We start from the raw sequence: 12,220 nt of genomic DNA on the forward strand, positions 1-12,220 counted from the left end.
AGCAGCACCGCCCGGCCGCCACAGGCCCCGCCCCGCCGCGCGTCCCGGTGCCTGCCGGTCCCGGACGGCTGCCCCGCCCGGTGCCGCGGCGCGGTACGCCCTCCGTCCGAGCGCCGTACCGCGTACCCGCAGCCGGGCGGTCCCCTGCCGGAAGCCCCGTCAGAACCCGCGGGGGCACAGTTCGTCGTACACGCTCAGCACCTGCGCGATCGTGTCGTCCTCCGTCGGCCAGGTCCGTGCCTGCCGCCGCCCGGCCTCCGCGAGCTCCGTCCGCCGCGCCGGGTCCCCGAGCAGCCCGGACACCGCCTCCGCGAGCGCCACCGCGTCGCCGTACGGCACGAGTTCCGCCGCGTCGCCCACGAGTTCCGGCACCCCGCCGACCGCGGTGGCCACCAGCGGCACGCCCTGCCGCAGGGCCTCCTGGGCGAGCGGTGACCGCGCCTCCCAGCGGCTCGGCAGCACCGCGAGGTCCGCGGCCGCCAGCAGGACCCCGGCGTCGTCCCGGTCGCCGAGGAGCCGCACCGGCAGCTCCTCCCGGTCGATCCGCTGCTGCAGCGCCGCACGCCGCTGCCCCTCACCGACGACGGCGACCAGCGGTACGGGGTCGTGGCCGAGCCACCGGCGGGAGGCGTCCAGCAGCGTGCCGTAGCCGCGGTGCGGCTCCAGGGCACCGACCGAGACGACCAGCGGACGGTCCACCGCGCCCAGTTCGGCGCGCGCCTTCTCCTCCTCGGCGTCGCCGGGGCGGCGTCGCCGGCGGCGCCCCGGCCGCCGGGCAGCCCCGGCACCGAGACCGGCCCGAGCCGCGCGTCCCGGGCGCCCCGCCTGCGCGCCCGGTCGACCAGCTCCGACGATGTGCCGAGCACGACGGCCGCCGCGCGCACGGCCTTGCGCTCCATGAACCGCAGCCACTGGGCCCGGGCCGCCCCTTGGGCGTACGCCCGGGTGTGCCAGGTGACGACGAGCGGCACGCGCTGCGTCGGCAGTGCCAGCGAGGCCCGCACCGCCGCGTTGAGTCCGTGGGCGTGCACGAGGTCCGCGTCCGCGCAGGCACCCCGCAGGGCGCCGACCGCCAGGGGATCGCTGCGTCGCGGCACGGGCACGAAGTCGGCGCCGGCGCCGTGGAAGTCGTACTCCTGGCCGAGTTCGGCGGGGGCGCACACGGTCACCCGTACGCCCCTCGCCACCAGCCCGGCGGCCAGTGACCTCACATGAGCGCTGCTGCCCGCGCTGCCGCCGCCCAGGACTTGGACCGTACGCAGCTGTGTCACGCGCCCAAGGATGCCAGCCCGTACGCACGTTCCGGCACCGCCGAAGCGGTCGGTACGGTTACGTTACCGCCACATCCCGCTACTTTCCGCTGTCCCGAGGCGTCCACCCGCCACCCGGGTTCACCCACACGGGTGATCCTGCGAGGCGGCTGACGGCGTCGCCTCCGGCAGCGGCGGCGACCAGCGCGGCGGCGGACACGACGAGGCCGCGCCGCCCCTGGCGGGCGGCGACGGCGGCCCCGAGCGCCGCGCCCAGCGCGTGCGCCCCCATGTCGCCGAGCATCGCGCGCTCCGCCACGTCGTCGGCGAGCACGGCGGCCGCGGCCCCCATGGGCGCCGCGGCGAGCGGGGCGCCCCGCAGCACACCCGGAGCCCCGGCCGCCAGCACGGCGAACACGGCCCGCCCCGGCCGGACGTCCAGCAGGTTGACGAGATGGGCGGTGCCCGCGACCACCACCCCGGCGAGCAGCGCGTCCGACGGCCGCCGCTTCAGCAGGGCGCCCGCCGCCAGCCCGGCGGCGCCCACCCCGAGCAGTTTCACGACGCCGCTGGTGACCTCCCCGTCGCGCAGGGCGGACAAGTGGGCGCGGAAACCGCGCCGGTGGTCGCCGTTGACATCGTCGTAGCGCCCGCACACCGCTCCTGCGGCCGCCGCGAGCGCCGCCGCCGCGCCGGCCCGGCCGGACACGGCGGCGGCACCCAGGACCGTGCCCGCCGCCGCTGCCGCGCCGCCTCCAACCGCACCGTGCGGCCCGCGTGGTTGACGCGCCGCCACCCCTCGGGGGCGCCGCGGCGGCCCCACAGCCCGTACACCGCGCGGGCGGCGCCGGCGGCGGCGCAGAACGCGACGGCTGACCTCGTGTGACCACTCTTCACGGGGCAAGCCTACGAAGCCTGCGGGGCGGGCCTGCGCTCAGACTTCCGCGCGTGCGGTGGCCAGCAGTTCCTCCGCGTGGGCCCGCGCCGTCTCGGAGTCCTCCTGGCCGGCCAGCATCCGCGACAGCTCGCGCACCCGGTCCTCGCCCTCCAGCACGGTCACACCGGACCGGGTGACGGACCCGTCGTTCGTCTTCTCGACGAGAAGCTGCCGGTCCGCGAAGGCCGCGACCTGCGGCAGGTGGGTGACGACCACGACCTGCGCCGTCCTGGCGAGCTTGGCGAGCCGCCGCCCGATCTCCACCGCCGCCTTGCCGCCGACACCCGCGTCGACCTCGTCGAACAGGTACGTCGGCACCGGGTCCGTACCGGCGAAGACCACTTCCACGGCGAGCATGACGCGCGACAGCTCACCGCCCGACGCGCCCTTGGCGATGGGCCGCGGCGGGGCGCCCGGGTGCGGGGCGAGCAGCAGCTCCACCTCGTCGGCCCCGGCCGGCCCGTACGCGACGGTCCTGCCGCCCACCTCGATGCCGTCCGGGTCCTCGGTCTGCCGCACGGCGAAGGAGACCCGGGCGTGGGGCATGGCGAGCGAGGCGAGCTCCGCGGTGACGGCGTCCGCGAACCGCGCCGCCGCTTCCGTACGGGCGTCCGTCAGGCGCTGCGCCAGCTCGGAGAGCTCCGCGCGCAGCGCGTCCCGCTCGTCGGTCAGCCCGCCGATCCGGTCGTCGTCGCCCTCCAGCTCGGTGAGGCGCGCGGCGCTCTCCTCCGCCCACTTGAGGACGGCGCCGACGTCCTCCCCGTACTTGCGGGTGAGCCCGTTCAGCGCGGACCTGCGCTCCTCCACGGCCGCCAGGCGGCGCGGGTCGGCGTCCAGGTCGCCGGCGTACCCGGCGAGGTCCCCCGCCACGTCGGCCAGCAGGATCGACACCTCGCCGAGGCGGTCGGCAAGGGACGCCAGCGCCGGATCGTGGGACCGTACGGCCTCCAGGGCGCGGCCGGCGCCGGCCACGAGGGTCGTCGCGTCGACGCTCTCGGGGTCCTCCGGGTCGCCGGCGAGCGCCCGGTGCGCGAGCGCCGCCGCGGAGGCCAGCGCCTCGGCGTGGCCCAGCCGCTCGGCCTCCGCGGCCAGCTCGGCGTCCTCGCCGGCCCGCGGTGCGACGGCCTCGATCTCCGCGAGTCCGAAGCGCAGCAGGTCGGCCTCCTGCGCCCGCTCGCGGGCCCGGGTGGTGAGCTCCTCCAGCTGCGCGGAGACGGCCCGCAGCCGCCGGTAGGCGTCGGTGTACGCGGCGAGGGGCGCGGAGACCGCCTCGCCCGCGTACCGGTCGAGCGCGCCGCGCTGCCGGGCGGGCTTCAGCAGCCCCTGCTGGTCGGTCTGGCCGTGGACGGCGACGAGCTCGTCCGACAGCTCGCCGAGCAGCCCCACCGGCACGGAGCGCCCGCCGAGGTGGGCCCGCGAGCGGCCTTCCGCGGACACGGTGCGGCTGATGAGCAGGGCGCCGTCGTCCAGCTCGGCCCCCGCCTCCTGGGCCCGCAGGGCGACGGGCGACCCGGGCCGCACGGTGACGCGCCCCTCGACGACCGCCGACGGGGCCCCGATCCGCACCAGGGCGGGGTCGGCGCGCCCGCCGAGCAGCAGCCCGAGGCTGGTCACGACCATGGTCTTGCCCGCGCCCGTCTCACCGGTCACGGCGGTGAAGCCGGGCGACAGCTCGACCACCGCGTCCTCGATGACTCCGAGCGACCGTATCCGCATCTCCTCCAACACGACCCCGACCATACGAGGTTTTGCGGGTCCGATGCGACGCCGCCCCGGCCCGGACCGCGAACGCCAGCCGTTCGGGACGGCGGCGGGCGCGGCGGCGTCACCTCGCGGCCGCCTGCTCGTTGACCCGCGTGGCGCTCCCCGGCGGCCCGGGTCCCGGCGGTCCGGCCGGGCGGGGTCAGTGCGGTGCGCCGCGCCAACCCGACACGGGCAGCGCGAACTTCGCGACCAGCCGGTCCGAGAACGACGCGTGGTGCAGCCGCGCCAGCCGCACCGGCACCGAGCCGCGCCGCACCTCCACCCGGGCGCCCGCGGGCAGGGTGACGGTGCGCCGCCCGTCGCACCACAGCACCCCGTCGGGCGTGTGCGGCTCCACCTCCACCGTCAGCACCGAGTCGGGTGTGGTCACCAGCGGCTTGGCGAACAGCGCGTGCGCGCCGATCGGCACCATCAGCAGCGCCTCGACCTCGGGCCAGATCACCGGTCCTCCGGCCGAGAACGCGTACGCGGTGGAGCCCGTCGGGGTGGCGCAGATGACGCCGTCGCAGCCGAACCCGGTCACGGGCCGCCCGTCGATCGCCAGGACGACCTCCAGCATCCGCTCCGGGGCGACCTTCTGCACCGCGGCCTCGTTCAGCGCCCAGTTCGTGTGGAGCACGTCGCCGTTGTCGTACACGGCGACGTCCAGTGTCATCCGCTCCTCGACCTCGTACGCCCGGGTCACGACCCGGTCCACGACCTTGTCGAGGTCGTCGCGCTCCGCCTCGGCGAGGAAGCCGACCCGCCCCAGGTTGACGCCCAGCATCGGCACGCCGGAGGCGCGCGCGAACTCGGCGCCGCGCAGCAGCGTCCCGTCGCCGCCCAGCACGATCAGCAGCTCGCACCCGTCGAGCACCCCGGGGGTGGCCTCCGGCACGGTCTCCACGGCGGGCGGCAGCGGCAGGTCCGCGGCCTCCGCGGCCAGGACCCGTACGCCGATGCCGCTGCGCAGCAGGCCGAGGACGACGAGTTCGGCGCTGCGGACGGCGGCGGGCCGCCCCGTGTGCGCGAGCAGGAAGACGGTACGCGCCGGGGCGCCCGCCCCGGCCTCCGCCGCGGTCCCGGCCGCCACGGCCCCGGCTGACTTCGGTGTCGTGCTCAACGAGGTCCCTCCGCCACCGCCCGGTCGACGTCCGCCGGGTCCAGTGCGGGCGCGCCCGCCCGCAGCCACAGAAAGTACTCGACGTTCCCGGAGGGCCCGGGCAGCGGGCTCGCGGTCACGCCCAGCACGCCGAGTCCCCGTTCCGCCGCCTGCCGCGCCACGTTGCGCACCGCCTCCGCGCGCAGTTCGGGGCTCCGCACCACGCCGCCGCTGCCGAGGCGCTCCTTGCCCACTTCGAACTGCGGCTTCACCATGAGCACGAGGTCGGCGCCGGGGCCGGTCACGCCCGCGAGCGCGGGCAGGACGAGGCCGAGCGGGATGAAGGACAGGTCGCCCACCACGAGGTCCACCGGTTCCCCCCCGATCACGTCGAGCGTCAGTTCCCGCACGTTCGTACGGTCCTTGACGGTGACGCGTTCATCGCTCTGGAGGGACCAGGCGAGCTGGCCGTAGCCGACGTCGACGGCGACGACGTGCGCGGCGCCGGCCCGCAGCAGCACGTCGGTGAACCCGCCCGTGGAGGCCCCGGCGTCGAGCGCCCGGCGCCCCTCGACCTCCAGTCCGCGCGGGACGAACGCGGCGAGGGCGCCGGCGAGTTTGTGGCCGCCGCGCGAGACGTAGTCGGGGTCCGCGTCGTCCTGGGCGACCACGATGGCGGCGGCGGTCTCGACCTGGGTGGCGGGCTTGGTCGCGGTGGTGCCGCCGACCGTCACCCTGCCCGCCGCGATGAGCTGGCTCGCGTGTTCGCGTGAGCGGGCCAGCTTGCGGCGTACCAGCTCGGCGTCCAGACGGCGGCGTGCGGCTCCTGCCACGTTCGGTTCAGCTCCTGAGGTCGTTCGGCGGTCCCGGGTGGGGGTGCGGCGCGTCCAGTGCGGTCAGCGTGTCGCGCAGTCCCCGGTGCACATCCTCGTACACCTCCAGGTGTCCCTCCGCCGGGAGGTGGTCGACACTGCCGAGCCGCTCCAGCGCGGCGTCGACCTGCGGGTGACCCGTCGGTGCCCTGTCGACTCCCGGCGGCACGGGCGCGTCGGCGGCCTCCGCACGCGCGGGCCCGACCTGCCCGGTGGCCACCGCCTGCGGGAGCCCGTCGGCCTCGGCCGGCTGCCGCGCGGCCGTGCCGGGGGTGGTGGTGTCGTCCATGCCCCGACGCTACCGCGAACCCCGGGCCCGCGGCCGGTCGCCCCGGCGGCGCCGGAGGGGTGTGCCGGTCGCCGCCGGGGGCGCCGCGAGGGGTGTGCCGGTCGCCGCCGGGGGCGGGGCCCCGGTGCGGCGCCGGGGCGCCTCAGGCGCCGGCTGCGGCGGCCGCCACCGCGCGGGCCCGCCGCGCCGCGGGCACCACCAGGGGCGTGCCGGTCTCGGGGTCGTCAATGACCTGGCAGCGGAGCCCGAAGACCCGCTGCACCAGCTCGGCCGTGACGATCTCGGCCGGCGGGCCCTGTGCGACGACCTCACCGCCCCGTACGGCGATCAGATGGGTGGCGTACCGCGCCGCGTGGTTGAGGTCGTGCAGGACGGCGACGAGTGTGCGGCCCTGCTGCTCGTTGAGGTCGGCGCACAGGTCGAGCACGTCGATCTGGTGCTGGATGTCGAGGTACGTCGTCGGCTCGTCGAGCAGCAGCAGCGGTGTCTGCTGGGCGAGCGCCATGGCGATCCACACGCGCTGCCGCTGACCGCCGGACAGCTCGTCGACGTACCGGTCGCCGAGGTCGCCGATCCCGGTGGCGTCCATCGACTCCTGGACGATCCGCTCGTCGTCCGGTGACCACTGGCGCAGCAGCCCCTGGTGCGGGTAGCGGCCGCGGGCGACGAGGTCGGCGACGGTGATGCCGTCGGGCGCGATCGACGACTGCGGCAGCAGGCCGAGGGTGCGGGCGACCTTCCGGGCGGGCAGCGAGTGGATGGACTGCCCGTCCAGCAGGATCCGGCCCTTCGCGGGCTTCAGCATCCGCGCCAGGGCGCGCAGCAGCGTGGACTTGCCGCAGCCGTTGGGTCCGACGATCACCGTGAAGGAGTGGTCGGGTATCTCCACGGACAGGTCGGCGGCGATGGTCCGCTGCTCGTAGGCGAGGGTGACGGACTGCGCGCTCAGCCGCTGGCCGCCCTGGGGCTGTGTCTGCATGGCGGGGCTCCTGGTGCTCCTGGCGTTCGGTACGTACGGGTCCGGCGGCGGTGTCATATCCGCCCGGCCCTGCGCTCGGCGACCAGGAGCCACAGCAGGTAGCCGCCCCCGACGATGCCGGTGACGACGCCCACGGGCAGCCGGCGCTCGCCGAACGCGTGGGTGGCGACGAGGTCCGCGATGAGCAGCAGCGCGGAGCCCGTGAGGGCGGACACGCCGAGGTTCGGTCCGGGCGAGCGGGTCAGCCGCCGGGCGAGCTGCGGGGCGCTGAGGGCGACGAAGGCGATGGGGCCGGCCGCGGAGGTCGCGGCGGCGACCAGCAGCACGGCGGCGACCAGCAGCACCACCCGTACGCGCTGCACCGGCACGCCGAGCGCGAAGGCCGCGTCGTCGCCCATCTCCAGCATGCGCAGCGGCCTGCCGTAGGCGAGGACCAGCGGGAGCAGCACGGCGCCGGCGGCGAGCAGCGGCCAGAACTCCTTCCAGTCGCGGCCTTCCAGGGATCCGGTCATCCACGCGATGGCGCGGGTGGCCTCGACGAGGTTCGCCTTGGTGATCAGGTAGTGGATGACGGCCGTGAGCACGGCCGTGAGCCCGATGCCGATCAGGACGATGCGGAAGCCGTGCACGCCCCGCTGCCACGCGAAGAGGTACATGGCGGCACCGGTCGCGAGGCCGCCGGCGAGCCCGCCCGCCGCGACCGCGCCGGAGTCGCCGCCGAGGACGACGATCACCAGGAGGGCACCGACGATGGAGCCGTGGCTGATGCCCAGCATGTCGGGGCTGCCGAGCGGGTTGCGGGTGATGGTCTGGAAGACCGCGCCGCCGACCGCGAGCCCGGCCCCGACGAGGATCGCCACGAGGGCCCTCGGCAGCCGCATGTCCATGACGACGAGTTCCTGGACCGCCGTGCCGTCGCCGAGCAGGGTGGCGACGACCTCGCCCGGCGTGAGGGGGAAGTCGCCGCTGCCGATGAGGACGACGGCCGCCGCCAGGGTCAGCGCGGCGAGCGCGAGCCCGACGGCGAGCACGCGCGGCTCGACGCGGACGGACAGCCCGCCGCGCGTGCGGACCGCCCGGACGGTCCGCGTGCGGGCGGGGGCCGTCGGGGTGCCGGGGGACGGGGAGCGGGGCGGAGAGGTGACGGTCACAGCTTGGCCATCCTCTTGCGGCGTACGAGGTGGATGAAGACGGGTCCGCCGATGACCGCGGTGACGATGCCGACCTGGAGTTCGGACGGGCGGACGACGACCCGCCCGACGACGTCGGCGCCCAGCAGCAGCACCGGCGCGAGCACCGCGGCGTACGCGAGGATCCACCGCACGTCGGGGCCGGTGAGCGCGCGCACGAGGTACGGCACCATCAGGCCGACGAAGACGATCGGCCCGCACGCGGCGGTGGCGGCGCCGCACAGCAGGGTGACGGTGAGCATGGCGAGCACCCGGGTGCGGGTGAGGTCGGCGCCCAGGGAGCGGGCGGTGTCGTCGCCCATCTCCATCGCGTTCAGCGGCCGGGCGATGAGCGCCGCGAGCAGCGCGCCGACTCCGATGAACGGCGCGACCGAGGCCACGAGCTCCATGCCGGCCCCGGAGAGCGCGCCCACGGTCCAGAAGCGCAGCCGGTCGAGCGCGGCGGAGTCCAGCAGCTGCACGGCGTTGACGTAGCCGTACAGCGCGGCGGTCGTCGCGGTTCCCGCGAGGGCGAGCCGCACCGGTGTGGCGCTGCGCCCGCCGCCGAGCACGTACACGAGGACGGACACCGCGGCCGCCCCGGCGAACGCGAACCAGACGAAGCCCATGAAGGACGTCGCCCCGAGGAAGCCGGTCGCGGTCACGACGGCGGCCGCCGCGCCGGCGTTCACCCCCATGAGGCCGGGTTCGGCGAGCGGGTTGCGGGTGAGGGCCTGCATGACCGCGCCGGACACGCCCAGGGCGAGCCCGGCGAGCAGGCCCATGAGGGTGCGCGGCAGCCGGACGTCGGCGATGAGGACGTCGTTGCCGGTGCCGGAGTTGTGGAACACGCCGTGCCAGACGTCCGCCAGGGGCAGCGGTTTGGCGCCCACCGCGATGCTCGCGGCGCAGACCAGCAGCAGGACTCCGAGGGACAGCAGCAGCCCGGCGACCCGCAGGGCGGTGCGCCTGCGGTTCCGCACGGCGGCCTGCGGGACCGCGCTCGCTTCGGGAGGACTCTCGACCAACACCCGGTTAGGTTAGCCTACCCTCCGTCAAATGATCGGGGGGCGTCGGCTGAGCGGCGGGCCGCCCCTGGGCCGCCCACCCCGGCCGCCGAGCCCGCCAGGCCCGCCAGGCACCACGAACCGGCCCCGAGACAGCCGGGCGGCCCGCTCCTGGCCACCCCCGCAGCCAAGGCGCGCCCCGGCCGCCCACTGCACAGCGCCACCACGCCAACCGGCCTGCCCGGCCCGCCAGGCACCGCGGACCGGCCCCGAGGCAGCCCCGGGCACCGGCCACCCGCCGTCACTCCGTGCGCCAACCCCGCTCGGCCCGGCCGCCCGGCACCCGGTGACGACCGCGCCCGGCCCCGCCACCGTCCGCCGGGGTACGGCCCGCGGGGCCAGGGACTCCGCCGGGTACGCGGCGGCGACGCACTACCAGCCCGCCCGGGCCAGCGCCTTGTCCGCGGACAGGCCGCACGCCTCCGCGCCCGCCCGGGTCCAGGCCGCCGCGCACAGGGCCCGCAGCCCGTCCAGCGGTGCGCCGTCCCCTTCCAGCACCAGGGCGTCCCCGCCCCCGGACACCGACGCCGACCAGCCGCCGCACGTGAAGCCCGGCCCCTCGGCAGCCACCTCGGGCTGCCCGGTCAGCAGGCCCCGCAGGTCCGCGTCCACGTAGGTCGGCCGGTGCTCCGGCACCGCCGCCAGCAGCGCCGCCGGATCGGTCACGCCGGTGAGCACCAGCAGGGAGTCGACCCCGCCGTTGAAGGCGCCCTCGATGTCGGTGTCCAGCCGGTCCCCCACCACCAGCGGCCGCTGCGCTCCGGTCCGCAGCACCGTCTCCCGGTGCATCGGCGGCAGCGGCTTCCCGGCGACGCTCGGCTGGGCGGCGCCCCCCGTCGCGATCCGGACGACCTCCACGGCCGCCCCGTTCCCGGGTCCGATGCCTCGCGCCCCCGGAATCGTCAGGTCCGTGTTGGACGCGAACCACGGCACCCCGCGCGCCACCGCGTACGCCGCCTCCGCGAACCGCCCCCACGGCAGGTCGGGGCCGCCGTACCCCTGCACCACGGCCGCCGGGTCGTCGTCCGCGGACTCCACGGGCACCAGCCCCCGCTCGCGCAGCGCGACCCGCAGGCCCTCCCCGCCGACGACCAGCACCCGCGACCCCGGCGGCACCTGCTCCGCGATCAGGCGGGCCACCGCCTGCGCGGAGGTGACCACGTCCCCGGCGGAGGCCGGGACCCCCAGCTCCGTCAGGTGCGCGGCGACCGCCTCGGGGGTGCGCAGCGCGTTGTTGGTGACGTACGCGAGGTGCATCCCCCCGGCCCGCGCCGCCTCCAGCGCCTCCACCGCGTACGGCACGGCCTCAGGCCCGGAGTAGACCACCCCGTCCAGGTCCAGCAGCGCCGTGTCGTACGCCTCACTGAGCACCCGCGTGCTCGCATCCGGCCGGCTCCGCCACTGCCCCATCACCCTGCACTCCTCGCGTCGCGCCGTCTTTTTGCCCAGACGATTCCTTCACCCGATCATCGCTCATCCCTTCGGGCACCTACGATGCAAGGATGATGACGAGAGGTCCTGCGGCCCATGGCGGTCTGCGCCTGAAACCCTTCCATGGACTGCGGTACGTCCCCGAACAGGTCGGCAGTCTCGCCGCGGTGACCTCACCGCCGTACGACGTGGTGGTACGGCCCGACGGGCTGCACCACCTGGAGTCGTCGGACCCGCACAACATCGTCCGCCTCATCCTGCCGCAGGCCCCCACCGCGGAGGCGCGATCCCGCCGCGCGGCCGACACGCTCGCCGACTGGCTGGCGTCGGGCGTCCTCGCCCCGGACGAGGAACAGGCCCTCTACGTGTACGAGCAGCGCAGGGGCGAGCTGCTGCAGCGCGGGGTGATCGGCGCCCTGGAGCTGTCCGTACCCGCCGAGGGCGTGGTGCTGCCGCACGAGGACGTGATGCCGGAGGTCGTGGAGGAGCGGGCCGCCCTCATGCGGACCCTCGGAGCCCACCTGGAGCCGCTGCTGCTCACCTACCGCGGGGACGGCGGAGCCACCGGGGCGTCGGCCGTCATCGAGCGGACGATCAAGGGCGCCCCGCTGCTGGCCACGACCACCGAGGACGGGTTCAGCCACCGCCTGTGGGCGGTGACGGACCCCGGCGAGCTGGCGGCCGCCACCGACGACCTGAGCCGCCACCAGGCGCTGATAGCCGACGGGCACCACCGCTGGGCGACGTACCTGCGCCTTCGGGAGGAGCAGTCGGGACCCGGCCCCTGGAACTACGGCCTCGTCCTCCTCATCGACACGGCGGAGTACCCGCTCCAGGTCCGCGCCATCCACCGCCTCCTGTACGGCCTGCCGGTGGCCGACGCCGCGGCGGCCCTCGACGGGGCGTTCCGGGTGCGGAGGTTGGAAGGCGCCTCGCTCACGTCGGCCCTGGAGGTGCTGGCCGACGCCGCGGGGGGCGGCGGGAACGCCTTCGTCCTCGCCGGCGACGGGGGTTTCCACCTCGTCGACCGCCCCGACCCGGAGCTGCTCGCCCGCACGGTCCCGGCGGGGCGCCCGGAGCCCTGGCGCACGCTGGACGCCACCGTCCTGCACGCCACGATGCTCGACCACCTGTGGCACGTCCCCGACTCGCCCGAGCACATCGCGTACATCCACGACGCGGAGGCGGCCGTGGAGCAGGCGGAGCGCCGGGGCGGTACGGCCGTCCTGATGCACCCAGTGCGGGAGGAGGTCGTACGGGACCTGGCGCGCCGGGGCGTGACCATGCCCCGCAAGTCGACGTCGTTCGGCCCGAAGCCCGCGACCGGTCTGGTGCTGCGCAGCCTCACCCTGGACTGAACGCCGAAAGGGCGGCACCCCCG

General features: G+C 76.3%; 9 protein-coding genes and 2 pseudogenes. 1 reads left to right on the forward strand and 10 read right to left on the reverse strand.

Annotated features, from left to right (window positions below; genetic code table 11):
- Window positions 1–159 precede the first annotated feature (159 nt).
- From L6E17_RS03690 to L6E17_RS03735, 10 genes and pseudogenes are all read right to left on the reverse strand, one after another.
- Window positions 160–1,271: pseudogene (locus L6E17_RS03690) on the reverse strand (glycosyltransferase family 4 protein).
- A 79-nt stretch (window positions 1,272–1,350) separates the two neighbouring features.
- Window positions 1,351–2,147 (reverse strand): annotated as a pseudogene (locus tag L6E17_RS03695) (hypothetical protein).
- Between the two features lie 37 nt (window positions 2,148–2,184).
- A complete protein-coding gene (gene recN / locus L6E17_RS03700) occupies window positions 2,185–3,927 on the reverse strand; it encodes a DNA repair protein RecN (RefSeq protein WP_236239296.1) in 1,743 nt (580 codons plus the stop codon).
- A gap of 163 nt (window positions 3,928–4,090) precedes the next feature.
- Window positions 4,091–5,023, reverse strand: coding sequence for an NAD kinase (locus L6E17_RS03705; RefSeq protein ID WP_236239644.1), 933 nt, complete (start codon window positions 5,021–5,023; stop codon window positions 4,091–4,093).
- 26 nt (window positions 5,024–5,049) lie between these two features.
- Window positions 5,050–5,865 (reverse strand): TlyA family RNA methyltransferase, encoded by an 816-nt coding sequence (locus tag L6E17_RS03710; RefSeq protein WP_071264188.1) that lies wholly within the window; start codon window positions 5,863–5,865, stop codon window positions 5,050–5,052.
- A gap of 7 nt (window positions 5,866–5,872) precedes the next feature.
- Window positions 5,873–6,193, reverse strand: coding sequence for a hypothetical protein (locus L6E17_RS03715; RefSeq protein WP_236239297.1), 321 nt, complete (start codon window positions 6,191–6,193; stop codon window positions 5,873–5,875).
- 142 nt (window positions 6,194–6,335) lie between these two features.
- Entirely contained in the window at window positions 6,336–7,172 is an 837-nt protein-coding gene (locus L6E17_RS03720) for an ABC transporter ATP-binding protein (protein ID WP_236239298.1), read from the reverse strand.
- Window positions 7,173–7,225: 53 nt separating this feature from the next.
- The gene (locus L6E17_RS03725; RefSeq protein WP_236239645.1) at window positions 7,226–8,227 is read right to left on the reverse strand and encodes an iron chelate uptake ABC transporter family permease subunit; all 1,002 of its coding nucleotides are present in this window, start codon (window positions 8,225–8,227) and stop codon (window positions 7,226–7,228) included.
- 92 nt (window positions 8,228–8,319) lie between these two features.
- A complete protein-coding gene (locus L6E17_RS03730) occupies window positions 8,320–9,324 on the reverse strand; it encodes a FecCD family ABC transporter permease (RefSeq protein WP_374109001.1) in 1,005 nt (334 codons plus the stop codon).
- A gap of 456 nt (window positions 9,325–9,780) precedes the next feature.
- Window positions 9,781–10,818 (reverse strand): HAD hydrolase-like protein, encoded by a 1,038-nt coding sequence (locus tag L6E17_RS03735; protein ID WP_236239299.1) that lies wholly within the window; start codon window positions 10,816–10,818, stop codon window positions 9,781–9,783.
- Window positions 10,819–10,910: 92 nt separating this feature from the next.
- Between L6E17_RS03735 and L6E17_RS03740 the strand changes: the two genes are divergently transcribed.
- Window positions 10,911–12,197, forward strand: coding sequence for a DUF1015 family protein (locus L6E17_RS03740; RefSeq protein ID WP_236239300.1), 1,287 nt, complete (start codon window positions 10,911–10,913; stop codon window positions 12,195–12,197).
- The last annotated feature ends 23 nt before the right edge of the window (window positions 12,198–12,220 follow it).

Origin of the sequence: Streptomyces sp. CC228A (genome assembly GCF_021390935.1) — a bacterium.
Classification (GTDB): Bacteria; Actinomycetota; Actinomycetes; order Streptomycetales; family Streptomycetaceae; genus Streptomyces.